At 70.6% G+C, this 24,860-nt stretch carries 29 protein-coding genes; 13 read left to right on the top strand and 16 right to left on the bottom strand.

From position 1 onward, the window contains the following. Positions 1–179: 179 nt before the first annotated feature. Entirely contained in the window at positions 180–1,331 is a 1,152-nt protein-coding gene (locus FHR82_RS31565) for an acyl-CoA dehydrogenase family protein (protein WP_184814248.1), read from the top strand. Positions 1,332–1,652: 321 nt separating this feature from the next. Here FHR82_RS31565 and FHR82_RS31560 read toward each other — a convergent pair whose 3' ends face one another. Beyond that, positions 1,653–2,348, bottom strand: coding sequence for a Crp/Fnr family transcriptional regulator (locus FHR82_RS31560; RefSeq protein WP_184814247.1), 696 nt, complete (start codon positions 2,346–2,348; stop codon positions 1,653–1,655). After that, positions 2,345–3,271, bottom strand: a complete 927-nt coding sequence (locus tag FHR82_RS31555) for a hypothetical protein (RefSeq protein WP_184814246.1) — start codon at positions 3,269–3,271, stop codon at positions 2,345–2,347. The genes FHR82_RS31560 and FHR82_RS31555 overlap by 4 nt, the downstream gene beginning before the upstream one ends. A 130-nt stretch (positions 3,272–3,401) precedes the next feature. Between FHR82_RS31555 and FHR82_RS31550 the strand changes: the two genes are divergently transcribed. Next, entirely contained in the window at positions 3,402–4,022 is a 621-nt protein-coding gene (locus FHR82_RS31550) for a hypothetical protein (protein WP_184814245.1), read from the top strand. Here the strand turns inward: FHR82_RS31550 and FHR82_RS31545 are convergent. Both FHR82_RS31545 and FHR82_RS31540 read right to left on the bottom strand, forming a co-directional pair. After that, on the bottom strand, positions 4,010–4,393 hold the full coding sequence (locus tag FHR82_RS31545) for a VOC family protein (RefSeq protein ID WP_184814244.1): 384 nt from the start codon (positions 4,391–4,393) through the stop codon (positions 4,010–4,012). The two genes, FHR82_RS31550 and FHR82_RS31545, sit on opposite strands and share 13 nt — an antisense overlap. A gap of 9 nt (positions 4,394–4,402) precedes the next feature. Then, on the bottom strand, positions 4,403–5,140 hold the full coding sequence (locus FHR82_RS31540; protein WP_184814243.1) for a helix-turn-helix domain-containing protein: 738 nt from the start codon (positions 5,138–5,140) through the stop codon (positions 4,403–4,405). A 97-nt stretch (positions 5,141–5,237) separates the two neighbouring features. On the opposite strand from FHR82_RS31540, the gene FHR82_RS31535 reads away from it, so the two are divergent. From FHR82_RS31535 to FHR82_RS31510, 6 genes are all read left to right on the top strand, one after another. Beyond that, on the top strand, positions 5,238–5,933 hold the full coding sequence (locus FHR82_RS31535) for an energy-coupling factor ABC transporter permease (RefSeq protein ID WP_311771360.1): 696 nt from the start codon (positions 5,238–5,240) through the stop codon (positions 5,931–5,933). After that, the gene (locus FHR82_RS31530; protein ID WP_184814242.1) at positions 5,930–6,301 is read left to right on the top strand and encodes a PDGLE domain-containing protein; all 372 of its coding nucleotides are present in this window, start codon (positions 5,930–5,932) and stop codon (positions 6,299–6,301) included. Before FHR82_RS31535 ends, FHR82_RS31530 begins: the two co-directional genes overlap by 4 nt. Positions 6,302–6,386: 85 nt before the next feature. Further along, positions 6,387–7,118, top strand: a complete 732-nt coding sequence (gene cbiQ, locus FHR82_RS31525; protein WP_184814241.1) for a cobalt ECF transporter T component CbiQ — start codon at positions 6,387–6,389, stop codon at positions 7,116–7,118. Beyond that, complete coding sequence (locus tag FHR82_RS31520; protein ID WP_184814240.1) at positions 7,115–7,846, top strand: energy-coupling factor ABC transporter ATP-binding protein; 732 nt, start codon at positions 7,115–7,117, stop codon at positions 7,844–7,846. The genes cbiQ and FHR82_RS31520 overlap by 4 nt, the downstream gene beginning before the upstream one ends. Positions 7,847–7,943: 97 nt before the next feature. Next, positions 7,944–8,441, top strand: coding sequence for a SigE family RNA polymerase sigma factor (locus tag FHR82_RS31515; RefSeq protein WP_184814239.1), 498 nt, complete (start codon positions 7,944–7,946; stop codon positions 8,439–8,441). Positions 8,442–8,454: 13 nt separating this feature from the next. Further along, a complete protein-coding gene (locus tag FHR82_RS31510; RefSeq protein WP_184814238.1) occupies positions 8,455–9,351 on the top strand; it encodes a hypothetical protein in 897 nt (298 codons plus the stop codon). Here FHR82_RS31510 and FHR82_RS31505 read toward each other — a convergent pair whose 3' ends face one another. Further along, complete coding sequence (locus FHR82_RS31505; protein ID WP_184814237.1) at positions 9,352–9,522, bottom strand: DUF6186 family protein; 171 nt, start codon at positions 9,520–9,522, stop codon at positions 9,352–9,354. It lies immediately after the preceding gene. Further along, the gene (locus tag FHR82_RS31500; protein WP_184814236.1) at positions 9,519–9,914 is read right to left on the bottom strand and encodes a hypothetical protein; all 396 of its coding nucleotides are present in this window, start codon (positions 9,912–9,914) and stop codon (positions 9,519–9,521) included. The genes FHR82_RS31505 and FHR82_RS31500 overlap by 4 nt, the downstream gene beginning before the upstream one ends. On the opposite strand from FHR82_RS31500, the gene gcvT reads away from it, so the two are divergent. After that, on the top strand, positions 9,913–11,013 hold the full coding sequence (gene gcvT, locus FHR82_RS31495; protein WP_184814235.1) for a glycine cleavage system aminomethyltransferase GcvT: 1,101 nt from the start codon (positions 9,913–9,915) through the stop codon (positions 11,011–11,013). The genes FHR82_RS31500 and gcvT overlap by 2 nt on opposite strands. 54 nt (positions 11,014–11,067) lie before the next feature. Here the strand turns inward: gcvT and ku are convergent, their stop codons facing one another. After that, positions 11,068–12,000, bottom strand: coding sequence for a non-homologous end joining protein Ku (gene ku, locus FHR82_RS31490; RefSeq protein ID WP_184814234.1), 933 nt, complete (start codon positions 11,998–12,000; stop codon positions 11,068–11,070). Positions 12,001–12,160: 160 nt separating this feature from the next. Here ku and FHR82_RS31485 point away from each other — a divergent pair, with 160 nt between their 5' ends. Next, complete coding sequence (locus FHR82_RS31485) at positions 12,161–12,463, top strand: WhiB family transcriptional regulator (RefSeq protein WP_184814233.1); 303 nt, start codon at positions 12,161–12,163, stop codon at positions 12,461–12,463. Here FHR82_RS31485 and FHR82_RS31480 read toward each other — a convergent pair. Continuing rightward, a complete protein-coding gene (locus tag FHR82_RS31480; RefSeq protein ID WP_311771359.1) occupies positions 12,447–13,271 on the bottom strand; it encodes an alpha/beta hydrolase in 825 nt (274 codons plus the stop codon). The genes FHR82_RS31485 and FHR82_RS31480 overlap by 17 nt on opposite strands. A gap of 51 nt (positions 13,272–13,322) precedes the next feature. Here FHR82_RS31480 and FHR82_RS31475 point away from each other — a divergent pair, with 51 nt between their 5' ends. Beyond that, positions 13,323–16,301, top strand: coding sequence for a glycine--tRNA ligase (locus FHR82_RS31475; protein WP_184814656.1), 2,979 nt, complete (start codon positions 13,323–13,325; stop codon positions 16,299–16,301). A 558-nt stretch (positions 16,302–16,859) separates the two neighbouring features. Here the strand turns inward: FHR82_RS31475 and FHR82_RS31470 are convergent. From FHR82_RS31470 to FHR82_RS31460, 3 genes are all read right to left on the bottom strand, one after another. Further along, positions 16,860–17,120 (bottom strand): hypothetical protein, encoded by a 261-nt coding sequence (locus FHR82_RS31470; RefSeq protein ID WP_184814232.1) that lies wholly within the window; start codon positions 17,118–17,120, stop codon positions 16,860–16,862. Between the two features lie 346 nt (positions 17,121–17,466). Continuing rightward, entirely contained in the window at positions 17,467–17,850 is a 384-nt protein-coding gene (locus FHR82_RS31465) for a hypothetical protein (protein ID WP_184814231.1), read from the bottom strand. Next, entirely contained in the window at positions 17,847–18,014 is a 168-nt protein-coding gene (locus FHR82_RS31460; protein ID WP_184814230.1) for a hypothetical protein, read from the bottom strand. The genes FHR82_RS31465 and FHR82_RS31460 overlap by 4 nt, the downstream gene beginning before the upstream one ends. Positions 18,015–18,191: 177 nt before the next feature. On the opposite strand from FHR82_RS31460, the gene FHR82_RS31455 reads away from it, so the two are divergent. Next, complete coding sequence (locus FHR82_RS31455) at positions 18,192–18,449, top strand: ribbon-helix-helix domain-containing protein (protein WP_184814229.1); 258 nt, start codon at positions 18,192–18,194, stop codon at positions 18,447–18,449. Positions 18,450–18,456: 7 nt separating this feature from the next. Here FHR82_RS31455 and FHR82_RS31450 read toward each other — a convergent pair whose 3' ends face one another. From FHR82_RS31450 to FHR82_RS31435, 4 genes are all read right to left on the bottom strand, one after another. Continuing rightward, positions 18,457–20,808 carry a glycoside hydrolase family 65 protein gene (locus FHR82_RS31450; protein ID WP_184814228.1) on the bottom strand — a complete coding sequence of 784 codons (2,352 nt, stop codon included), beginning with the start codon at positions 20,806–20,808 and terminating at the stop codon, positions 18,457–18,459. Between the two features lie 68 nt (positions 20,809–20,876). Continuing rightward, complete coding sequence (locus FHR82_RS31445; protein WP_184814227.1) at positions 20,877–21,596, bottom strand: HAD family hydrolase; 720 nt, start codon at positions 21,594–21,596, stop codon at positions 20,877–20,879. 26 nt (positions 21,597–21,622) lie between these two features. After that, complete coding sequence (locus FHR82_RS31440) at positions 21,623–22,069, bottom strand: GNAT family N-acetyltransferase (RefSeq protein ID WP_184814226.1); 447 nt, start codon at positions 22,067–22,069, stop codon at positions 21,623–21,625. A 28-nt stretch (positions 22,070–22,097) separates the two neighbouring features. Further along, positions 22,098–22,826, bottom strand: coding sequence for a PaaX family transcriptional regulator C-terminal domain-containing protein (locus tag FHR82_RS31435; protein ID WP_225944119.1), 729 nt, complete (start codon positions 22,824–22,826; stop codon positions 22,098–22,100). Between the two features lie 25 nt (positions 22,827–22,851). Between FHR82_RS31435 and FHR82_RS31430 the strand changes: the two genes are divergently transcribed. Further along, a complete protein-coding gene (locus FHR82_RS31430; RefSeq protein ID WP_184814225.1) occupies positions 22,852–24,462 on the top strand; it encodes an acyl-CoA dehydrogenase family protein in 1,611 nt (536 codons plus the stop codon). 7 nt (positions 24,463–24,469) lie between these two features. On the opposite strand, the gene FHR82_RS31425 is transcribed toward FHR82_RS31430, so the two are convergent. Then, the gene (locus tag FHR82_RS31425) at positions 24,470–24,859 is read right to left on the bottom strand and encodes a VOC family protein (protein WP_184814224.1); all 390 of its coding nucleotides are present in this window, start codon (positions 24,857–24,859) and stop codon (positions 24,470–24,472) included. Position 24,860: the final 1 nt, after the last annotated feature.

Genomic DNA, 24,860 nt, shown 5'->3' with positions numbered 1-24,860 from the left:
CACGGTGCGGACATTCCCGACCTCGCAGCGTGACCGCGTTCACACCATCCTGGACGGGCTCGACGGCGTGACCGGCCGCGCGCCGAGGTAGGGCTCCGTGCACAGGGTGGTTGGGCGGAGTAAACGGTCTTTCCGGGCGCTGTCACGCAGCCACCGCGGATGAACGTAAGGTGCAGGTCATGGACTTGTCGCTCACCGAAGAGCAGGCCGCGCTGCGGGAGCTCGCGCGGGACTTCATCGACCGGGAGGTCGTGCCTCACGTCCGTGACTGGGACCGGGCAGAGCAGGTCGACCGGGCGATCGTCGGCAAGCTCGCCGACATCGGGTTCCTCGGGCTGACCATCTCGAACTCGTACGGCGGCTCGGGCGGGGACCACCTGTCGTACTGCCTGATGATGGAGGAACTCGGCCGGGGTGACTCGGCGATCCGGGGCATCGTGTCCGTCTCGCTGGGACTGGTCGGCAAGACGATCCAGACGTACGGCACGGAGGAGCAGAAACAACGGTGGCTCACCCGCCTGTGCTCCGGCGAGTCGCTCGCGTGCTTCGGACTGACCGAACCGGACACCGGCTCCGACGCGGGCAACCTCGCCACCAAGGCCGTCCGCGACGGTGATGGCTGGGTCCTCTCCGGCTCGAAGATGTTCATCACCAACGGCACGTGGGCCGACCTGGCACTCGTCTTCGCCCGCACCGGTGAGGGGGGACCGCGGGGCGTGACCGCGTTCCTCGTGCCGACCGGCACCGAGGGGTTCACCCACCGCGAGATCAAGGGCAAGCTCGGCCTGCGTGGCCAGTCGACGGGCGAGCTCGTCCTCGACGGCGTGCGGGTCGGCGACGACGCGGTGCTCGGTGAGCTGGGGCAGGGCTTCAAGATCGCGATGGCGGCGCTCGACAAGGGACGCATGTCGGTCGCGGCCGGGTGCGTCGGCCTCGCGCGCGCTGCGCTCGAGGCGTCGGTGAAGTACGCGGGGGAGCGCAACCAGTTCGGCAAGCCGATCGCGTCCTTCCAGCTGGTGCAGCAGATGCTCGCCGACATGGCCGTCGGCACCGACGCGGCGCGGCTGCTCGTGTGGCGGGTGGCCGACCTGGTCGACCGCGGGCTCCCGTTCAACTCCGAGGCCTCCATGGCCAAGCTGTTCGCGAGCGAGAACGCGGTGACGGCGGCGAACCTCGCCATCCAGGTGTACGGCGGCTACGGCTACCTCGACGAGTACCCGGTCGCGAAGATCCTGCGCGACGCCCGCGTGATGACGCTCTACGAAGGCACGAGCCAGGTGCAGAAGCTGCTGATCGGCCGCAAGCTCACCGGCATCAACGCGTTCGTCTGATCCACACCGGACACGGAGCCGCCGGCGACCCCCAGTCGCCGGCGGCTCCATTTGTGTTCCCCTTCAGCCGAGCAGCAGGACCAGCACAAAGTGACTTTCCACTTTCGGCCTCCTTTTCCTTTGCCTCAGACGTGGAGGCCGATAAAGAGCCCGCAGGCCACCCCGGTCAGAAACAGCCAGAATCCCAGCCGCATTGCCACGGAAACCGTGCACAGGTACTTCATCTCGACCTCCCCGCCCCCAGTGAGAATCCGGAGCTACCGGATCAAGGAGAAGAATGCGCCTGTGGGGAGGAAACCTCGACGACCGATGACACCTTCGCTATGTGCCATTTGGCATGTTGCCGGAGAACGACCGCAGCACCTCGGGCGTGGTGACGACGAACTCGCGGCGCGCGGTGATGAGCAGCCCGCGTTCGCGGAACGCCGCGACGGCCCGCGCCACGGCGCGCAGTGAGCCACCCACCCTGTTCGCGATGTCCTGCTGTGTCAAGGGCATCCGCACTTCCACCCCGCGCGACGTCATGCTGCCGTGGGTGTCGGCGAGGTGCACCAGCAGGGACGCGACGCGCTGCGCGACGTCCATCGCGGCGAAGTCCACGCGTGCCGCGTCGGAGTCCCGCAGCCGCGCCGCCATCTGCTTGAGCAGGGCGAAGCCCAGCGCGGGCCGCTCGTGCACGCACGCCAGGAACTCGTCGTGCCGGAACTGCATGAAACCGGTGTCCTGCATGGAGTCCACGGTCGCCGTGCGCGGCACGTCCATCATCGCGGCGATGTCGCCGATCACGTCGCCCGGCCCGCGCAGCGCGAGCAGGACCACCTGCCCGTCCGGGGTGGTCCGGTACACCCGCACCCAGCCGGACAGCAGCACCAGCACGTGGTTGGTCGGGTCGCCCTCGTGCATGAGCACGGTGTCGGCGGGCAGCCGCCGCGTCGTGCCGCGGCCGAGGAGGAACTCGTGGTCGGCGGGATCGAGGTAGCTGAGGAACGTCTCGGGAACCAGTTCGCCTGTCGTCACGGCGCCGCCCACCGGACGCCGTAGCTCAGCCCCTGCTGCAGGCGGGAGAACTCGAGCGCGACCTCGCCGAACCGGTCGGCGGACACGAGGGCGTCGTCGGGGGCGTAGTCGTCGATGGCGCGCGGCGGGATGCCGTCGACCCGCCAGATCCGGGCGGGCACCGCGGCGAACCGCACGCGGACGCTGAACTTCGCGCACGGCTGCAGCGGCGTCAGCACGTAGTAGGGCGGCATGACCGCACGCGGGTGAGCGGTGAACCGTACACCGTACTCGTGCTGCTCGCCCGCCCGCAGCGGCGCGGGCAGCCGCAGCGCGAACTTGCGGTGGCTCGGCGCGACCCGCTCACTGCCGGTGATCTCCCCGCCGTACAGGACCGTCGCGTTGATCGGGCTGTCGTCGTCCCCGCCGGGGGCGGACAGGCGCAGCTCGACCTCCTCCAGCCCGTCCGCGGTCGACACGATCGTGCGTTCCTCGAGCAGCTGCGGCGGGTCCACGTCCATTCGGAGCAGCGCGCGCAGCGAGACGGCGTGCCAGCCCTGGTTGATCGTCGGGTCGTCGACGAGGTCGTCGAGCTGCTCGGCGATGATCCGGAACCCGACCTTCATGCGCCGCACGGCGGCCCTCGGGTGGTCGCGGTTGATGTGGTGCGCGGCCCACCCCATGCGGTCCTGCATGAACTGGTGGTCGGCCTCGGGGTGCAGCGCGAGCGCGGCCAGCACGGAGATCCGCAGGTCGGTGGGCAGTCTGCCGCACAGCTCGCCCAGCCGGTCGCCGACCTTGCGCCGGACCAGCGCGGGGGAGTCGTCCGGGGCGACCCCGCACGCGACTCGCAGCCCCGGGCCGATCCGGTCCGCGACGTCGTTGGCCAGCATCCCGCGTCCACGCGGTATTTCCAGGAGTTCGTCGTACGTGCTCGCCGCCACCTGAACATGGTTACAGGTCGGCGATTGTCAAGTCCACCGGCGAAGTGTCCAGAAAATGTCTCCGGACATATCTTTGACAAATCCGGGTCGTTTCCCGGCAGCGAAATCAATGCCCGCTACGGTCGAAATCATGCCGAGGGAACCCGCTGACCCCACGGCGCCGTACCCGCCGGCGAGGGGGCGGCGGGTCCGGACCGACCGGCTCGGGTTCGCGGTGGACGTGGTCAGCTACGGCAGGCGCACCGAGCAGGCGCAGGTGCACCTGGGGGCTCGGCTGCACGCGTTGTTGCGGCAGGTGGTGACCGACCTCGGCGACGCCGTCGACGAGGTCGACCACGACAGCGACAGCGGCACCGGTGACGGCACGGTCGTGTGCCTGCCTGCCCACGGCGACCCCGCCGGGCTCCTGCCCGCGGTGTTGCGTTCCGCGGCCACCCGGCTCGCGGCCGACAACGCCGCCCACGGGGACCGGATACGGCTGCGGATGGTCGTCGGGTCCGGTCGGGCGGACCGCCTCACCTGCCCGCTCGTGATCAACATCAGCAGGCTGGTCGACAGCGAGCCGCTGCGCCGCGCCGCCGCCACGAACCTCGACGCCGACCTGGTGGTGCTGGTGCTCGACACGGCGAACGGCGACTTCGCGCCCGGCTACCTGCCGGTCGCCGCCGACCAGGTCCCGCTGGTCGACCTCACGATGAAGGAGTCACCGCGGCGCGCGTGGCTGTGGGTCAGCCTGCCTCAGGGCCGGTAGGTGCCGAAGGACCACAGGTTGCCCTCGGGGTCGCGGGCGGAGTACTCGTGCGAGCCGTAGTCCGTGTGCTCCAGCCCGCGCACGACGTTCGCGCCCTCGGCCACGGCGTGGTCGTGGTGGGCGACCGGGTCGTCGACCACGAGGTAGAGGCTGATGGGCGAGGCGAGCGGCGTCGCGGCGGTGCCGCCGAGCCAGCCGGGCTCACGCGGGCCGCTGACCATTGCCTTCCCGGCGCCGAACGACAGGACGGCGTGCTGGACCACCCCCGCGTCGTCGTGGAAGACCTCGTCGGCGGTGAACCCGAACGCCTTGCACAACCAGTCGACGGCGGCGTTGGGGTCGGAGTAGTTGACGGCGGCGTAGATGCTCATGTCGCGACGCTAGGTCGCGCGCACCCACGGGTATTGGACGGAAGGGAACCGGGCCAGCCACGCGCCCGGCGTGGTGCCCGCGAACTCACGGAAGTCGCGGTTCATGTGCGCCTGGTCGTAGTACCCGCACACGGCCGCGACCTCGGACAGCTCACCGCCCGGCAGCCGCCGCAGCAGCTCGGAGAACCGCAGGACCCGCGCGAGGGTCTTGGGTGGCAGCCCGGTCTGCGCGCGGAACCGGTTGACCAGGTGCCGCCTGCTCCAGCCGACCTCGGCGGCCAGCGCGGCGATCGGCAGGTTCCCGTGCGCCGCGTGCAGCCGCCGCCACACCCACGCGACCTCGCCCGCCGGTGCCCTACCCGCGTCGGCGAGCCGCAGCAGGCCCTCGTCGAGGCGGTCGGGGCGCAGGTCGGCCAGCTCGGTGAGGTCGACGACCTCGCCGGTCAGCTCGGACACCGGCACCCCGAACAGGCGGTACGCGCCGAGCGGCGTGAGCTTCACCTCGACGCAGTCGATCTCACCGGCCATCGACACCACGCCGCACGCGTCGGACGGCCCCGCCACGAACGCGTGGGGGAGACCGCCGAACGCCGCACCCATGTTGATGATCACAGTCACCACGGCCGACGGCGGCGCGAGCCACGCGGCACCGTCCTCGGCTGGCTGGCGGTAGCGCAGGTAGTCCCTGGTCAGCAGGGGGCGCAGCCGCTCGTCAGGCTGGATCGCCACCGACAGCGCCGAGGACATTCCCCCAGCGTATGCCGGATCCGCCCGGTCGCTCCGCGCCACATCGTTGTTGCAAACCACTGGTGATTGCCTGTATGTGGTATCTAGGCTGACCGGTGTGTCCGCAACCGTAGCCATGCACATGAGCGATGGCCTGATCAACGCTCCGACCTCGCTGATCTTCGGCGGGGTCGCGGTGATCGGCATGGCGGTCGCCATGGTCGGCGCCCGCCGCGACCTCGACGACCGCACCGCGCCGATGGCAGGTCTCGTCGCCGCCTTCGTGTTCGCCACCCAGATGCTCAACTTCCCGATCCTGCCGGGAGTGAGCGGGCACCTGCTCGGTGGTGCGCTCGCCGCGATCCTCGCCGGGCCCTACGTCGGCGCGTTGTGTGTCGGCATCGTGCTGGTGGTGCAGGCGCTGGTGTTCGCGGACGGCGGGCTGACCGCGCTGGGCGCCAACATCACCAACATGGCGATCATCGGCACCGCCGCCGGCTACCTCGTGGCCGTCGCGCTGCGGTCGGTCGCCACGCGGAGCAAGACGGGGCTCGCCGCCGTCGCGTTCCTGGCCGCGTTCCTCAACACCGTGATCGCCTCCCTCGGGTTCGTGCTCGAGTTCGCGATCGGCGGCGACGCGGCGTTCTCCCTGGGCGGCGTCACCGCCACCATGGTCGGGCTGCACGCGCTGATCGGCATCGGCGAGGGGATCATCACCGCGCTGACCGTCACCGCGGTCGCCGCCGCCCGGCCCGACCTCGTGCACCTGCTGCGGGGCACGGAGAAGCCACTCGAGATCCGGAGCGCGGCATGAGCACCCCGACGACGAAGAAGACCGGGCTGTTCTTCGTGGCCTTCGCGCTCGTGGCACTGGTGTTCGCGGGCGTGTTCTCCTACTTCGCCGACTCCGACCCCGACGGCCTCGACTCGGCCACCCTGAAGGGCTGCGAGGTCGTCGAGACCGACGCGGGCGAGGAACTGACCGGCGACTGCATCGCCAAGAACGCGAAGGACCACGATCTGGCCGACGGCCCCCTGGCCGACTACGCGGTGGGCGGCGACGACCGGTTCACCGGCGTGGCCGGGGTCCTGGGTGTCGTCGGCACGCTGGTCGTCGCGGGCGGCCTGTTCTGGGTGCTGCGCAGGCGACCGGCCAAGCAGGCTGACAGCCGCGACGAATGAGCCAGCCCACCGGTGCCTGTGACGAAGGGGTCCTTCGTCGCACTGAGCGTGATGAAGGGGTCCTTCGTCGCATCGGGGGTGCGTCGTGAGCGCCGGGCACGCGGGCACGAACGTCCTGCACCACCCGGGTGACTCACCCGTGCACCGGCTCCCTCCGCAGGTCAAGATCGTCGCCGCGCTGCTCACGGTCATCGGGGTCGTCGCCACACCGCGCGAGGAGTTCTGGGCGTTCGGGGGCTACCTCGTGCTGGTCGTCACCGTGTGGCGGATGGCGCGGGTGCCGGTGTCGCACTTCGCGAAACGGGCGCTGATCGAGGTGCCGTTCGTGGTGATCGCGCTGCTCATGCCGCTGCTCGGCGGCGCGGCCGGTGCGCTCGCGGGGTGGAACATCCTCGCCAAGGGCACGCTCGGCGTCCTCACGTCACTGACCCTGGCCGCGACGACCACCCCGCGCGAGCTGATCGTCGGGCTGCAGCGGCTCCGCACGCCCGCCATGCTGACCACGATCGCGACGCTGATGCTGCGGTACCTGGAGGTCATCGCGGCCGAGGCGCGGCGGATGCGGCTCGCCAGGATCTCCCGTGGGCACGACCCCCGCTTCCTGTGGCAGGTCGGCGCGACCGCGCGCGGCATCGGCGCGCTGTTCATCCGCAGCTACGAGCGCGGCGAGCGGGTGCACCTCGCCATGGTGTCCCGCGGCTGGCGGGGCGCGATGCCGGACCGGGGCGTGGCGGCGAGCCCGGCGACCTGGCTGGCCGGTCTCACCCCGGTGCTGGTCACCGCGGCCGTGCTCGGCACGGCAGTATTGGTCCCGTGACACCCGCGCTGCTCGTCAAGGGGCTCGCCTTCGCCTACCCCGACGGGCACCAGGCCCTCTACGGCATCGACCTGCGCGTCGAACCGGGGGAGCGGGTGGCCGTGCTCGGCCCCAACGGCGCGGGCAAGACGACGCTGGCGCTGCACCTCAACGGCGTGCACACCGCAGGCGCCGGGACCATCGAGGTCGCCGGGTTGCCGGTGACCAAGGTGAACCTGCACGAGATCCGCCGCCGCGTCGGCCTCGTCTTCCAGGACCCCGACGACCAGCTGTTCATGCAGACCGTCGGGGAGGACGTGGCGTTCGGTCCCGCCAACTTCGGGCTGAAGGGCGCCGAGCTGGACGCGCGGGTCCACCAGGCGCTCGCCGCGGTGGGCATGACCGACCACATCGACCGGTCGCCGCTGCACCTGTCCGGCGGGCAGCGCCGCCGCGTCGCGCTCGCCACCGTGCTGGCGTGCGACCCGGAGATCCTCGTGCTGGACGAGCCGTCGGCGAACCTGGAGCCGGTCGCCCGGCGCGAACTGGCCGAGGTGCTGCTGTCGCTGGGCCGCACGACGCTGATGGTCACCCACGACCTGCCGTACGCGCTGCAGCTGTGCCCGCGCAGCGTCCTGATCGACGACGGCGTCGTGGTCGCCGACGGCCCGACCGGCGACCTGCTGGCCGACAGTGAGCTGCTGGCCGCGCACCGGCTGGAACTTCCTTTCGGTTTTCGGCTGGACTGAGCGGAGCTCGCGGAGCGAACTTCGTCTCCGGAGCAACCTCGCCGCACCCAGGCCGCGTTCCTGATGTTGTAGAGGCACGACACAGGAGGTCACTGGGGTGAAACGGTCCGAGGAGAACGCGTACCGCGAGTACGTGACGGCTCGGATGGAGACCATGCGGCGCACCGCGTACCTCCTGTGCCGGGACTGGCACACCGCGGACGATCTCGTGTCGATCACCATCAGCAAGCTGTACCGGCACTGGGCGCGCGTCGGCGCGACACCCGGCATCGACGCGTACGTCCGCAAGGCGCTGCTGCGCACCTGGCTGGACGAGAAGCGCAGGCCGTGGCGCCGCGAGCAGGCCACCGAGATGCTGCCGGAGCTGACGGGGCTGCCCACGGCGGCCGAGTTCGCCGTGGTCAGCCGGGCCCAGCTGCTCGACCTGCTGGACGGGCTGCCGCCCAGGCGCAGAGCAGCGGTGGTGCTGCGCCTCTACTGCGATCTCTCGGTGGAGGAGACCGCCGAGATCCTCGGTTGCTCGGTGGGCACCGTGAAGAGCCAGACCGCGCGGGGGCTCGACACGTTGCGCACCAAGGCAGCGCGAACCGACTAGCGAGAGGTGCGGAATGGACAAGCGAGTCTTCGACGACGCGATCGGGGAGGTGCCGCCGTCCACGGTCGACGTGGACGCGGTCATCGTCCGCGGCCGCCGCGCGGCCATGGTTCGCCGGGTGGCGAACCCGGCGGTCGCTGCCGGGGTGGCGGTGGTGCTGCTGACCGGCGCGGTCGCGTACACGATGATGCGCGACACCGGCGGCGGCACGACGGTCGGCACGGCACCGCCGCCGGTGTCCTCGTCGACGACGGCGCCACCCAGCTCGTCGACAGCGCCGCCGTCGTCGACGCCCAAGGGCATGCCAGACGCGGTGCCGCCGCCGCAGTGCGCAGGCGAGCTGGAGAAGGCGACCGTGGCGGCCGCGCGGCTCACCCAGGCGACCACCGAGGCGGTCGCGGCGCAGCGCGCGGACCTGCAGCTCCTGCCCAACGCCATGGGCGACTACCCGGCGGGCACGCCGCACGGGCCGCTCGAGTACCACCAGGTCGACCCGCAGGCGTCGGTCGAGGAACTGTCCATCTGCGACCCCATGGCCAGTTTCGAGGCCATGGCGACCACACGGGCGGGCGAGGGGGACGGCAACATCCTCGTCGTCATGCAGCCCGCCTGGACCGAGCACCTGGGGATCTCCTGCGATGACCTCACCATCGGCGAGCGGACATTCTGCGAGACGACGACCGGGCCGCTCGGTGAGGAGATCGCGAAGCAGGTCCTCCAGTTGGAGGGCGGGGCCACCATGCACCGGGTGGAGATCCTCCGCGAGGACGGCGTCGAGATCCTCGTCCAGGCGGAGAACATCGCCACGACGAGCAAGACCGGCGGTGCCCCCACCGCGACCGCGCCGCCGCTGGGCCTCGACCACCTGGTCGCCATCGGCACCGACCCGCGGCTGACGCTGTTCCCCTGATCACCGGGCGAGGAAGTGCCACCCGAGCCAGCCCCAGACGAGCACCGTCAGGACCCGGCCGGTTCGGGTGGCCACCAGCATCGCGAACAACTCGGCGGCCAACCTCGGGTTCATGAGTTGCACGATGAGACCGACGATGCCGAGCACGACGAAACCGACACCGAAGATCATCGGCGCACCAGCAGCCACCCGGCCCACAGCCAGAGCGCCCAGCCCGCGACCCGCAACGGGTAGATCACCAGCACCGGGTCCATGAGCAGGCTGATCGTCAGGTCGCCCGCGAACAGCGCGGCCAGCTCCCAGGCCCCGAACGCGAGTACCCACACCAGCCAGGGCAGGTGCGCACGGCCGGGTCTCGCACACTCACCGCGGGGGCGGCGCAGCACCAGGACCGCGACCAGTACGGCGGTCGCCGGGACCAGCACCGCGACCAGCGCACCCGTGCTGTGACTGGGGAACGTGGCGCCGAACGCGGCGTAGGCGAGACCCGCGGCGAGCGGGGCGGCACGCCGGATACCCCCGTTGTTCCGGGCGGGCGTCCCAGCAGGCAGGATCGGGGTCATGAGCACACTGTCGCCGCTGCACGAGGTGCATTCCAAGCTCGGTGCGTCGTTCACCGACTTCGCAGGCTGGTCGATGCCGCTCCGGTACGGCAGCGAGCTGGCCGAGCACAAGGCCGTGCGGGAGGCGGCCGGGCTCTTCGACCTGTCGCACATGGGGGAGATCGAGCTGACCGGCCCGGAGGCGGCGCGGGCGCTGGACTACGCGCTGGTCGGCAAGCTGTCCGCGGTGAAGCCGGGCCGCGCCAGGTACACCATGATCTGCGACGTCGACGGCGGTGTGCTCGACGACCTGGTCGTGTACCGCATCGGCGAGGACCACTACATGGTGGTCGCGAACGCGTCGAACGCCGCCGTGGTGTTCGCCGAGTTGAAGGCCAGGGCCGAGGGCTTCACCGTCGAGGTGACCGACCGGTCCACGGACTGCGCGCTGATCGCGGTACAGGGCCCCGTTTCCGCCGAGATCATCGGCGCGGTGTGCGACGCGGACCTTCCTTCGTTGCCCTACTACGGCAGCGTCCCGACCCGCATCGCGGGCCACGACGTGCTGCTCGCCAGGACCGGTTACACCGGCGAGGACGGGTTCGAGGTGTACGCGGAGGCGCCGCACGCCCCGGAGGTGTGGGAAACCCTGACTGCCGCAGGCGAGGGCAAGGGCCTGCTGCCCGCGGGCCTGGCGTGCCGGGACACGCTGCGGCTGGAGGCGGGGATGCCGTTGTACGGCAACGAGCTGACCGCCGACATGACCCCGTTCGACGCGGGTCTCGGGCGGGTGGTGAAGTTCGACAAGGCGGCGGACTTCGTCGGCCGGTCGGCGTTGGAGCGCCGTCGGGACGCCGGGGACGCGGTGGAGCAGGTGCTGGTCGGCCTGATCGCCGAGGGCCGCCGCGCCGCGCGCCACGGCTACCCGGTGCTGAACGGCGACGAGCAGGTGGGCACGGTGACCAGCGGCGCCCTGTCCCCGACCCTCGGCCACCCGATCGCCATGGCGTACGTGCCGCCTGCGCTGACCGAGCCCGACACCAGGCTGGCGGTCGACATCCGCGGCAAGGCGATGCCGGTGTCGGTCGTGAAGCTCCCGTTCTACAAGCGCGCCGAGTAGCGCATCCGGGCCGGGCGCCGCGCGCCCGGCCCGCATACCAGGGACCGGCGGACCCTACGAAGCAGCCGCCGTGCTCTGGGCGTCCGCGACGGCCTTGGCCAGCTCGTCCCGGTTCATCTTGGACCGGCCCTTGATGTCCAGCTCCTTCGCGAGCTTGTCGAGGTCGGCCTTGCTCAGGTCGTCGAGGTCCTGGGACGAGGACCGGCCCTTCTTGCGGGTCTCCACGCTCCGCGACAGGGCCTCGAACAGGTCGACCACCTTCGTCGGCTCGGAGGGCTCCTCGGACGCGACGATCTCCTTGCCCTCCCGCTTCGACTCGATGAGCTTCTCGACCTGTTCGGTGTACGTGTCGTGGTACTCCTCTGGGCGCCACTCGTCCGACATGGACTCGACCAGGTTCACCGCCATGTCGAGTTCCTTGCCGCGCGCGGACGTGATCTCCGGCAGCGACTTGAGCTCCTTGGCCGGGTCGCGGATGTCCTCGGGGAACAGCAGCGTGTTCAGCACGAGGAGCCCGTCACCGGCCCGCACCGCGGTCAGGTACTCCTTGCCACGCATGACGAACGACGCGATCCCGGCGCGGTTCGTCTTCTCCATGGCCTGCAGCAGCAGCGAGTACGACCGGCCGTACTCCTCCTTGGCGGGCGCGAGCCAGTACGTCTTCTGGAAGTGGATCGGGTCGATGTCCTCGACGTCGACGAAGGAGTTGATGTCGATCGTGCGGGAGCGGCCGGGGGCGATCTGGTCCAGCTCCTCCGGCTCGATGATCACGTACTCGCCGCCGCCGACGTCCGCGCCCTTCACGATGTCGGAGAAGGCGACCTCCTTGCCGGTGCGCTCGTTGATCCGCTTGTACCGGATCCGGTCCGAGGTCCCCCGTTCGAACTGCCGGAAGCTGATCGTGTGGTCCTCGGTCGCGCTGTACAGCTCGACAGGGATGGTCACCAACCCGAAGTTGATGGCTCCGCTCCAGATCGGTCGCGCCACTGCTACTGCCCTCCACCTGGCCGTTGCGTCATGGTCATGATGGCCCCTTTCCTGCCGCAACGCACCAACCGCCACTTTTGCCGCGTGAAGTTTGCGTCCCGAACGCCCCGGGTACCACCTCGGCGAACAGGTCAAGCGCGAAGGTGAGAAGGAGCAGGCCATGGTGGACGTCTCCCGGTTGCCCGGTCCGATCTCGGAAACATGGGACTGGCAACGACTGGCTGCCTGCCGAGGTCAGAACAGCGACATGTTCTTCCACCCGAGGGCCGAGCGGGGGCAGGCGAGGGAAGAACGGGTCGCGCGGGCGAAGGAGGTCTGCCGAGGTTGCCCGGTCATCGTGGAGTGCCGCCACCACGCGCTGACCGTGTACGAGCCGTACGGGATCTGGGGCGGGCTCGACGAGTCCGAGCGTCGCGCCGCCTACGCACACCGTAAGAAACTGCAGGTCAGCGAGGCGGGCTGACCAGACCCACGACGGCATCGACCACCGGCGACCCGGCCAGCAGGCCCGGGTCGTTGTGGTGTGCGCCCCGGATCTCCACGACCCGCACCGGTCCCGCCGCCGCGTCGGCGACCGCCCGGCTCTGGCCGGGCGGCACGACCGAGTCGGCCGTCCCGTAGACCACGGCCGTCGGCACGTCGAGCCGCGCGACGTGCTCGGCCACCGGCAACCGGTCCCGCAGCAGCATGCGCACGGGCAGGAACGGGTAGTGCTCGGCCGCGGTATCGGCCAGCTCGGTGAACGGGGAGCGCAGCAGCAGCCCGGCGGGCGGGTGTGCCCTGGCCAGCTCGGCCACCACGGCGCCGCCGAGGCTGTCCCCGAAGTAGACCAGCCGGTCCTGCGGCACCCGCAGGTCGCCGACCAGGTACTCGCGGGCGGCCCGCACGTCCAGCGCGAGCCCTTCCGCACTCGGGTCGCCGGGGTTGCCGCCGTAGCCGCGGTAGTCGAACAGCAGCACGGCGAGCCCTTCGGCCCGCAGTGCGGCCGCCAGCTCGGTCCGGTGTGACCGGTCGCCGCCGTTGCCGTTGGCGACCAGGACGGTGAACCCCAGGGCAGGGCCCGTGGGCGGGACGTACCAGGCGCCCAGGGTGAGCCCGTCGGACGTGGTCAGCCGCACGTCACGGGCACCGGGCAGCACCTGCGCGGCGGGCGGTACCGGGCCGTCGGAGGGCAGGTAGATCAGCCTGCGCTGGAAGACGTACGCCATGGCGAGCACGAGCACCACCGCGACGACCACCACGGTCGCGCCGACCCACAGCCATCGAGGCACCCGCCCAGTGTCGCTCAAGGTTCGGTCATTAGGGTTTTGTGGGTGCTGACCATGCAGGACGCGTTGCTCGCCTTGACCAAGTACTGGACCGACCGGGGTTGCATGATCGTGCAACCGTTCAACACCGAGGTCGGTGCAGGCACGCTCAACCCGGCGACCATCCTGCGTGTGCTCGGTCCGGAGCCGTGGCGGGTGGCGTACGTCGAGCCCAGCGTGCGGCCCGACGACGCCCGGTACGGCGAGAACCCCAACCGGCTGCAGACGCACACCCAGTTCCAGGTCATCCTGAAGCCCGACCCGGGCGACCCGCAGGAGCAGTACCTGGCGAGCCTCGAGGCGCTCGGCATCGACATCCACGCCCACGACATCCGCTTCGTCGAGGACAACTGGGCCAACCCGGCGACGGGTTCCTGGGGCCTTGGCTGGGAGGTCTGGCTGGACGGGCTGGAGATCACCCAGTTCACGTACTTCCAGCAGGCCGGCGGCATGAGCCTCGACCCGGTGTCGGTGGAGATCACCTACGGCGTCGAGCGCATCATCATGGCGCTGCAGGGCGTGAGCCACTTCAAGGACATCCAGTACGCGCCGGGCATCACCTACGGCGAGGCGTTCGGCCAGGCCGAGTACGAGATGAGCCGCTTCTACCTCGACGACGCCGACGTGGAGACGCAGAAGCGCCTGTTCGAGGACTACGCGAACGAGGCCCGCCGCATGCTCGACGCGCGGCTGCCCGTGCCCGCCCACCTGCACGTGCTCAAGTGCTCGCACACGTTCAACGTCCTGGACTCCCGCGGCGCGGTGTCGACGACGGAACGCGCGAAGGCGTTCGCCAGGATGCGCGGCCTGGCCCGCGAGGTGTCGACCCTGTGGGCCGAGCGCCGCGAGGAGCTGGGCCACCCGCTGGGCCTGTCCTCGCTGCCGGCCGCGGCGACGGCGCCGGCCTCCTTCGCGGAGGTCACCGAGCCCGCGCCGCTGCTGTTCGAGATCGGCACCGAGGAACTGCCCCCGCACGAGGTCACCCGCAGCGCGGCGGCGGTCCGCGAGGCGGTGGCGTCGAAGCTGGCCGCGACCAGGCTCGACCACGGTGACGTCGTGGCCCACGCGACCCCGCGCAGGATCGTCGTGCTGGTGGAGAACGTGGCCCCGCGCGAGCCGGACGCGGAGCGCTTCGTCCGCGGCCCGCGCGCGTCGGCGGCGTTCGACGCCTCCGGTGAGCCGACGAAGGCGGCGCAGGGCTTCGCACGCGGCCAGAAGATCGACCCGTCGGCCCTGGAACGCGTCGAGCAGGACGGCGTCGAGTACGTGGGCGTGACGAAGACCGACCACGGCCGCGGCGTGCTCGAGGTGCTGAGCGGTCTGCTGGGCGAGGTCGTCGGCGAGCTGCGTGCCGACAAGAACATGCGGTGGAACGACCGGAAGCTGTCGTTCACGAGGCCGGTCCGCTGGCTGGTGGCGCTGCTGGGCGACCAGGTGGTCCCGGTGACGGCGTCGTCGCTGACGGCAGGCCGCGAGACCCGGGTGCACCGCACGGCCGCCGAGCCGGTGGTCCCGGTCGCGACCGCGTCTGGCTACCTGGACTTCCTGGCCGACCACGGCATCGTCGCGTCGGTCACCGTCCGCCGCGACCGGATCGTGCTGGCCGCCCGCGACCTGGCGGCCACGGTCGACGGCACGATCGACGAGCAGGGCGAGAGCGGCCTGATCGACGAGATCACCAACCTGGTCGAGGACCCCAACGCCATCCTGGGCGGCTTCTCGGAGACCTACCTAGAGCTGCCGCAGGAGATCCTGACGACGGTCATGCGCAAGCACCAGCGCTACCTGCCGGTGCGCACCACGTCGGGCGACCTGCTGCCCCACTTCGTGGCGGTGGCCAATGGTTCGTGCGACCAGGACGCCGTGCGCGCCGGCAACGAAGCGGTGCTCCGGGCCAGGTACGAGGACGCGAGCTTCTTCTGGCGCGCGGACCTGAAGGTGGCCCCGGAGACGATGAAGGCAGGCCTGGCCCGCCTGGCATTCGAGGAAAAGCTCGGCTCGATGGCCGACCGGGCAGCACGCATCGCCGCGGTGGCAGGGGATCTGGGTGCCGCTCTGTCCACTGCGGACCGCTCTACATTGGACCGCGCGGCCGCGCTGGCCAAGTTCGACCTGGCATCGCAGATGGTCATCGAACTGACGAGCCTGGCGGGCGTCATGGCCCGCGAGTACGCGGCCCGTTCGGGTGAGCCGCGGGCGGTGGCCGAGGCCCTGTTCGACATGGAGCGCCCGCGTTCTTCCTCGGACCGTCCACCCGCGACAGTGCCGGGCGCGGTACTGGCGCTGGCGGACCGGTTCGACATGCTGGTCGGCCTGTTCGCGGTCGGTGCCGCGCCGACGGGCAGTTCGGACCCGTTCGGGCTTCGTCGTGCCGCCGCCGGGGTCATCGCCATCCTGCGTGCGCACCCGGCGCTGTCCGACATCACGTTGGAGCGCGGGCTGGCCGCGGCCGCCGTTCACGTGCGGGCGCAGGGCATCGAGGTCCGCGACCTGGGTGACGTGGAGGAGTTCGTCGTCCGGCGGTACGAGCAGCAGCTGCTGGACGCCGGGCATGACCACCGGCACGTGGCCGCGGTCCTTCCCCTCGCCGGCGCGCCCGCGTCCGCCGAGTCCACGCTGCGGGAGATCGAGCAGCGGGTCGGGGACGCGGAGTTCGCGGCGCTGGTGGCGGCTTTGCAGCGCGTCCGCCGGATCGTCCCGGCCGACACCACGGCTTCGTATGACCCGGCGAAGCTGACCGAGCCTGCTGAGGTGGCGCTGCACCAGGAGCTGGTGACGGCCTCGGATGCCATGGCGGCCCCCGCTTTGGCCGACTTCGTGCTCGCCGCGACTCCGCTGACCGGGCCCATCAACACGTTCTTCGACGACATTCTCGTGATGGCGGAGGACTCGGACGTGCGCGCGGCTCGGCTGGGACTGTTGGCGACGATTCGCGACCTGGCCGCGCCGGTTCTGGATTGGCAGGCGCTGGGGACCAGTTTCGCGGCGGAGTAGCCACCGAGGGGCCTTTCGTATCACCCGGTGCGATGAAGGACCCCTTCGTTGTGCTCACCGTGATGAAGGGCCCCTTCGTCACGCGCGGTGTGATGAAGGGCCCCTTCGTTGTGCCCACCGTGATGAAGGGCCCCTTCGTAACGCCGGGCGTGATGAAGGGGCCCTTCATGACACCGCCACAGCCCCGAAAAGCGCCTTTCACGGCTCAAGGCCAACCGAGCGCGGGGCGGAAGCCCGCCACAAAGGGGCTCCCTGCCATCCCGTCGACCTGGCGAAGCCCGATCACACCGGATCAAGGGGGCACCACCAACCCAAACCGGCGGCAAACGCTGGAACCGCCCCCTTGAGCCGGTGTGATAGCCCGTAGGGAGGTCGACGGGATGGCAGGCAGACCCGCACCCAACCGCAGCCAAACAGTCCCCCCGCCACCCCAGAGACCTGCCCGTCCGGCGAGGACAAACCACACCACCGATCAGCGGAACCCGCAAAAAGCTCAACCCGGCAAGGAAACCCAATCGACCCAACCGGCCGAAGATGCCTCGCAACCCGCAGACCAACTCAGAGAAGCACGACTTCCCGAGACCCCTCAGACCCCTTCACGATCAACTGCTCCCGGTCCTCCCGGACAGCCCGGTAGACGAAATCCCCGTACCCGACCAGCCGTCGAAGGGCCTCGGTCAGCGTCACGCCCTCCCGCTCGATGACGTTCTCCAGGGCACGCACCGTGTCCGGCGAGACAGCGACGTTGATCCTCTTCGGCTCAGCCTTGGTGGCAGTCGACTGTTCAGCGGAATCGGTGTTGGCACCCTTGGCTGTCATGTCACATCCCGTTGCATGAGGTTGGGGCATTCGGGTTAAGTGTATGTGCGTTGCGGGTGGGGATGCAACACGGGAACTACACGTAATCGACACTTACAGAGTGTTGTCATAGTGTCTCCGGAGGGTTACGCTCAAGGTGGGCCGGCTGTGCTGACCTGCATCGACGGCCCGCCGGGAGGCGCGAAGCACATGCCTGACACCAGCTCCGCCGCGTACCGACGGCACGCGGAGCGGCCCCCGTGGCGCGTGAGCGGCCTCGAACCCGTCGACGGCACGTGGTTCGAGACCGGTGACGAGCCGCCCGCCGACCAGCCCTTGATCCTCCTCGTCCCCGTGCGGCCCGGAGTCACTGATCCCGGTCGAACCGGTTCGGGTTGATGTTCGCGCCGGCGCCGAAGAAGGCGCCGACGATCGTGGCGGCCGCGCCGAGCAGGATGGGCAGCATCGTGCGGGCCAGCTCCGTGGCCAGTGACGGGGACAGCGCGCCGACCCACAATCCCACTATGAGCGTGAGGATCGTCAGCAGGATCAGTGCGCCGACGCCGATCAGCACCCACTTCTGCATGCGCAGGTAGTGGCGCCGCGCGGCCTTCCGCGCTTCCAGTTCCGCCTGGCGTTCGCGCAGTTCCAGTTCGCGGCCGCGGGCGATCAGCTCCCGGTTGCCCGGTGGTGAGCGGTCCACCCAGGTGCCGTCGTCGGTGATCTCGCCCGTGCGGTGCTTGCGGATCATGACAGGTCCGGCAGCGGGATCAACGCGATCAGTGGCTCGTCGGCCGGCGGCTCGCCACCTTCCTCGTACCACGTGACCGCCGCGCAGGTGTCGCCGTCGGCGACGTGGCCGGGTACCGGCTCGTCGTCGCGGGGCGTCCTGGCCGCGGGGCTCGTGTCCTGCATTACGCGGTTCCTTCGGTGGGGCCGGAGGCGTTCGCATTGCGAACATCGCTCTACAGAGCAGGGTAACTCCAGAATGCCACATAAACAACGGCTATTGTGTGCGTGGAACCTGTTGCTTCTGTGTATGGCGCGTGTCAAACTTGGCGAACCGGGGCCGACAGAGGAAGTGATGTGGTCATGCTGGGTAACCGCCCGGACGTCGAGGAAGCTCCCCACGGCCGCCTCACCACCGAGCCGAAGCGGATCAACGTGGCGATCTCACCGGAGATGGTCCGTGCGCTCGAGCACCTCATCGAGCGCGAGGGCGTGACCCTCACCGAAGCATTGCGCCGCCTGGTCGGCTACGGCGACTTCGTCTACCGCGCGGTACGCGAACGTGGCGAGCAGATCCTGCTGACCGGCCCCGAGGGAACGAGAGAAGTGGTGTTGCTCTAGGAGGGAACTAGAAGACCTTCGGTGTGCGCCGGTGTGGCGCACGCCCGCGAGGCTGGCTCGGCGCTTCACGTGCGGGGAGCGCCGGGATGGGCCGCCGCTCGACGGTACCGAGCACCAGTGGCACCCCCTCACCGTGGTGCCGGACCGTGAGCGACGGCCCTTCCAGCAGCGTGTACGACGCGCTGTCCTGGTCGATCTCCACCGCGAACCGGCTCTCCCGGTAGGTCAGCCGGAACGCCAGCCTGGTCAGCGCCTCCGGCAACCGCGGCGCGAACGCCAGCGACCGGTCGTGGTCGCGCATGCCGCCGAACCCGGCGACCGCGACCGTCCACGCGCCGGCGAGCGACGCGATGTGCAGACCGTTGCGCACGTTGGCGTGCAGGTCGTGCAGGTCGGTCAGCGCCGCCTCCGCGAAGTAGTCGTAGGCCAGTTCGAGGTACCCGACCTCGGCCGCCATCACCGCCTGCACGCACGCCGACAACGACGAGTCCCGCACGGTGATCGGCTCGTAGTAGTCGACGTTGCGGACCTTCTGCTCGGACGTGAAGTGGTCGCCACGCGAGTACATGGCCATCACGAGGTCCGCCTGCTTCACGACCTGCTTGCGGTACAGGTCGAAGTACGGGTAGTGCAGCAGTAGCGGGTAGTGCTCCTCCGGCGTGTTCGCGAAGTCCCACCGCGCGTGCTCGGTGAACCGCTCGGACTGCGGGTGCACGCCGAGCATCTCGTCGTACGGCACCACCATCTTGTCCGCGGCCTCCTGCCACGCGTGGACCTGTTCCGCGGTGACCCCGAGCCGTTCCGCGACCTCCGGCTGCCGTTCGCACACCGCGACGGCCTCACGCAGGTTTCGTTGCGCCATCAAGTTGGTGTACACGTTGTTGTCGACCACCGCGGAGTACTCGTCCGGTCCGGTGACACCGTCGATGCGGAACCCGCCGTGCACGTCGTGGTGCCCGATCGAGCACCACAGCCGCGCCGTCTCCACCAGGATCTCCGCGCCGTGGTCGCGTTCGAAGTCGGTGTCGTCGGTCGCGGCGAGGTAGCGGACGACCCCGTCGGCGACGTCGGCCGACACGTGGAACGCCGCGGTGCCCGCGGGCCAGTACGCCGAGCACTCCGCGCCGTTGATCGACCGCCACGGGAACGCGGCACCCTTCAGGCCGAGCGCGTCCGCGCGTTCGCGGGCCTTGTCGAGCGTCGAGTGGCGCCAGCGCAGCGCGTCGCGGGCGGCCTCCGGCACGGTGTAGGTGAGCACCGGCAGCACGAAGGTCTCGCTGTCCCAGAAGGAATGCCCGTCGTAGCCGGGACCGGTGAGCCCCTTGGCGGGGATCGCGCGCGACTCGCCGCGGGCACCCGCCTGCAGCACGTGGAACAGCGCGAACCGCACCGCCTGCTGCAGTTCCGCGTCGCCCTCGATCTCGACGTCCGCGGTGGCCCAGAAGTCGTCGAGGAACCTGCGCTGCTCGGCGAGCAGGCCCTTCCAGCCGGTCTGGAGCGCACCGGACAGCGCGGCGTCGACCTGTGCGCGCAGCGCGGGCGCGGACCGGCGCGCCGACCAGCCGTAGGCGACGTACTTCGTGACCCGCAGCCGCGAGTCCTTCGGCACGTCGACCGCGGCGGTGAGACGGGCGAGGTCGTCCTCGGCCTGGATCTCGCAGCGCAGGCCGTCGTCGGTGTCCAGCTCGTGGTCCATGGCGGCGGCCACGCGCAGCCCGGACTTGCGGGTCTGGTGCACGAGCACGGCGTGGTACTCCTCCGCGAACGCGTCCTCCGCGACGAGCGGCGCGTTGAGGGTCGCCGCCACGCGCGGGTCCCGCGACGCGGACTCGATCGGCTCGTTCGCCAGCAGGTCGGACTGGACGACGAGCTGCACGTCACCGTCGAGCGGCTCGACCTCGTAGTGGATCGCGGCGACCGCGCGCTGGGTGAACGACACCAGCCGCTCGGTGCGGACCCGGACCCGCCTGCCGGTCGGGGACTCCCACACGGTGTCGCGGCGCAGTGTGCCGGTCCGGAAGTCGAGGACCCGGTGGTGATCGAGCGCGCGGCCGTACCGCATGTCGAGCGGCTCGTCCTGCACCAGCAGCCGGATGATCTTCCCGTCGGTGACGTTGACGACGGTCTGGCCGTCCTCCGGGTAGCCGTAACCCGCTTCCGCGTAAGGGAGGGCGTGCTGTTCGTAGAAGCCGTTCAGATAGGTGCCCGCCAGCCCGGTCGGCTCACCCTCCTCGAGGGTGCCGCGCATCCCGATGTGTCCGTTGGACAACGCGAAGACCGATTCGGTGCGGTCGAGCGCGCTGAGGTCGAGCGTGTTCCACTGCAGCTGCCACGGATCGACCTGGAACCCGGATGTCATGGCGCTCCCTCGCAGGCTCCGGCTCGCCACTGTGTCCAATGGGTCGCTCCGCAAGCTCCGCTCACGAATCAATCCTCCAGCAGCTGATCGAGATCCGTGACGACGAGGTCCGCACCGTGCGCGCGGAGTTCGTCGGCCTGCCCGACCCGGTCGACACCGACGACGAACCCGAAGTGACCGGCCTTCCCCGCCTGCACACCGGACAGCGCGTCCTCGAAGACCGCCGCGTTGGCCGGTGCCGTGCCGAGCGCCTCCGCGCCCGCGAGGAAGGAGTCGGGCGCAGGTTTACCGTGCAGCTTCCGCTCGGTGATCACCACACCGTCGATGCGAGCCTCCACGTACTTCGTCAGCTCCGCGGCCTCCAGCACGGCCTGGCCGTTGGCGGAGGAGGTCACGACCCCGATCCGCAGCCCGGCCGCCTTCGCGGCGTCGAGGTAGCGCACCGAACCGGGGTAGGGGTTGACGCCCCGCTCGGCGATGATCTCCTGCACGCGCACGTTCTTGCGGTTGCCGACGCCCTGGACCGTGTCGTCCGACGGCTCCGCGTCCGGTGGCCCGTCGGGCAGCTCGATGCCGCGCGAGGTCAGGAACGCGCGCACCCCGTCGAAACGCGGCCGCCCGTCGACGTGGTTGTTGTAGTCGGCCTCGGTGAACTCCGGCAGCCCCCGCGCCGCCAGCAGCGGGTCGAAGGTCTCCTTCCACGCCGCGCGATGCAGCGCGGCGGTGCCGGTGAGGACCCCGTCGAGGTCGAACAGACATGCGGTGATGTGGTCTGGCAAGCCGATCACGATGTGCACGCTACCTGCCGCCGGGGTCACCCGCCGGACGTCGCGAAGGCGAGTCGCGGCAGTTCCCGTCCCGGGATCGACCCGGACGGCGTGCTCCCGACCCGCGTCGCCCCCATGGCCAGGTAGAACCCTTCGGCGAACGGGTCGGAGTCGATGGAGAGCGTGTCGATCCCCAGCTTCCGCGCCGCGTCGACGGCGTGGGTCCACAGCGCACGCCCGACCCCGCGCCCGATGTGCGCCGGGTCGACGAACAACTGCCCCAGCTCGGCGCCGTCGATCGTGTAGTGCCCGGCGACGGCACCGTCCACCTCGGCCACGGTCACGTGCCGGGACGCCATCTCACCGCGCCGGATGGTCAGCTCGTGCCTGCAGGCCGCGAGGAACGAGTCGTTGTAGCCCCAGTGTGCTTTGGACCGCAGGGCCAGGTTGCTGAGCAGCCGGGCTTCGTCGGGACGTGCGGGTCGCAGCTCCATGACGCCACAGTGCCATCAACCCATGCTGTCAATCCACGCCGATGTGTTTTCTCAGCGTCGCCACGAAGTGGGTGTCGAAGTCCTCGTAGCGGGTGCGCAGGCGGGTGCCGGGCCAGTCGGCGGGCAGCAGTTCGGGGGGCAGGAGCGGGTCGGCGAGGAAGTGGCGCAGTACCGCCGCCGCCAGGATGAACGCCGACGCGAGGTCGGTGGCCTCGTCGAGAGCAGTCTCCAGTTCACGCGCCCGGGCCGCCCATCCCGGCAGGTCCCACAGCGTGCCGGTCAGGTCGGATTCGGGGCGGCCGGTCAGGAACGTGCACTGCTCCACCACCGGCGCGGGCCGCTCCCGCACGAGGTTCGCGGGGCGCAGCCACGTGCCCTCGCGCAGCTCCGCCAGCCGCAGCCCGGTCATCGCGGCGCGGAAGGCCAGGCGTTCGGCGGCGGAGCGGCGGGCCGCGGTGACCACCGCGATCTCCCACTCGCCCGACCACGGGACCGTCGACGGCGAGCGGCTCTGGTCCTGCCGCGCCTGGCGCTCGCGCAGGCGGCGGGTCAGCTGGTAGTCGCCGCCCGTCTGGGTCAGGTCGCCCGCCGCGACCATCCGGGACAGCGCGACCCGGATGGTGCCCTCCGCGATGCCGAACAGCTCACCGACCCGCACGAGGCTGCGCGCGGGCAGGCGTGGGGGATGGGCGCCCAGCAGCGTGCTCAGCACCGCCGACCTGGCCGTCAGCGGGCGCATTACGCTCTGGTGTCGCATGTCGAAGAAATGTAACATCACTGCCATGCCGGCAACACATGTGGTCACGAACCAGGTCCCGCCGCTCGTCGGGCACGACGTCGCCGCCGACGCGGCGCTCATCGAGGGGCTGCACCGGCACGACGCCGGCTGGGCCGAGGACGGACTGCACGAGCTGGGCAGGCTCGCGGGCAGTGAACAGGCCCAGGAACAGGGGCGGCTCGCCAACGCCCACCCGCCGGTCCTGCACACGCACGACCGCTACGGCAACCGGATCGACGAGGTCGAGTACCACCCCGTCTACCACGACCTGATGACCGTCGCGGTCGAGCACGGCATGCACGCCGCGCCGTGGCGGGACGACCGGCCGGGCGCGCACACCGCCCGCGCGGCCCGCTTCTACACGTGGGCGCAGGTCGAGGCGGGGCACGGCTGCCCGATCTCCATGACCTACGCGGTGGTCCCCGCGCTGCGGCACAACCCGGACCTGGCCGCGCGCTTCGAGCCGCTGCTCGCCGCGACCACCTACGACCCCGGGCTGCGCGTGCCGGACACCAAGCGCGGCCTCACCGCGGGCATGTCGATGACCGAGAAGCAGGGCGGGTCGGACGTCCGCGCCAACACCACCCGCGCGGTGCCGCGGGCCGACGGCAGCTACCTGCTGACCGGCCACAAGTGGTTCACCTCCGCGCCCATGTGCGACCTGTTCCTCGTGCTCGCGCAGGCACCCGGCGGGCTGTCGTGCTTCCTGCTGCCGCGGGTCCTGCCCGACGGCACCCGCAACCGCATGCACCTGCAGCGCCTCAAGGACAAGCTGGGCAACAAGTCCAACGCGTCGTCGGAGGTGGAGTACGACGAGGCCGTCGCGTGGCTCGTCGGCGAGGAGGGTGGCGGCGTCCGCACGATCATCCAGATGGTCAACATGACCCGGCTCGACTGTGTCATCGGCGGTGCGGCAGGCATGCGGCTCGGCGTCGTGCAGGCGGTCCACCACGCCACGCACCGGCAGGCGTTCGGCGCCAACCTCGTCGACCAGCCGCTGATGGCGAACGTGCTGGCCGACCTCGCGGTCGAGTCCGAGGCCGCCACCACGCTCGCCATGCGGCTGGCCGGTGCGACCGACCGCGCGCTCGCCGGTGACGAGTCCGAGACCGCGTTCCGCAGGATCGGGCTCGCGGTCAGCAAGTACTGGGTGACCAAGCGGGCGTCCGCGCACGCGTCCGAGGCGCTGGAGTGCTTCGGTGGCAACGGTTACGTCGAGGAGTCGGGCATGCCGCGGCTCTACCGGGACGCGCCGCTGAACTCCATCTGGGAGGGCTCCGGCAACGTCGCGGCGCTGGACGTGTTGCGTGCCATGGGGAACGTGGAGGCGTTCCTCGCCGAGGTGGACACCGCGGCCGGTGCCGACGCGCGGCTGGACTCGGCGGTCGCCGACCTCCGCAAGCGGGTGGCCGCCGGTCCGGACCAGGTGACCGCGCGCAGGCTGGTGGAACGGATGGCGTTGACACTGCAGGGATCACTGCTCGTCCGGTATGGACACCCGGCGGTCGCGGACGCGTTCTGCGCGTCCCGTCTGGACGGTGACTGGGGCGTCGCGTTCGGCACGCTCCCGTCCGGTGTGGACACCAAGGCGATCATCGCCCGCGTGGGTGTGTGACCGGTCGCTACGCTTCCCTGAGTTCCAGCAGGTCCCACCGGTTGCCGTAGAGGTCGCGGAACACGGCGACCGTGCCGTAGACCTCGGTCCGGGGTTCCTCCTCGAACTCGACCCCGGCCGCGGTCATGGCGGCGTGCGCGGCGGAGAAGTCGTCGACGTTGAGGAAGAACCCGACCCGCCCGCCGTGCTGGTCACCGACCCTGGCCTCCTGCGCGGCGCCCACCGCGCGGGCCAGGAGGAGCCCGGTCTGCCCACCGGGCGGGTCAACGACCACCCAGCGCTTGCCGTCACCCTGCGGCAGGTCCTCGCGGAGCGTGAACCCGAGCGCGCCGGTGAAGAAGCCGATCGCCTCGTCGTAGTCGCGCACCAGCAGCGCGACGAGTCCCAGATGCGTCACG

Origin of the sequence: Actinophytocola algeriensis, assembly GCF_014203735.1 — a bacterium.
In the GTDB taxonomy this organism is placed as follows: Bacteria; Actinomycetota; Actinomycetes; order Mycobacteriales; family Pseudonocardiaceae; genus Actinophytocola; species Actinophytocola algeriensis.
The sequence above is the reverse complement of the archived record's forward strand: the minus strand, read 5'-3'. Positions and strand labels throughout refer to the sequence as shown.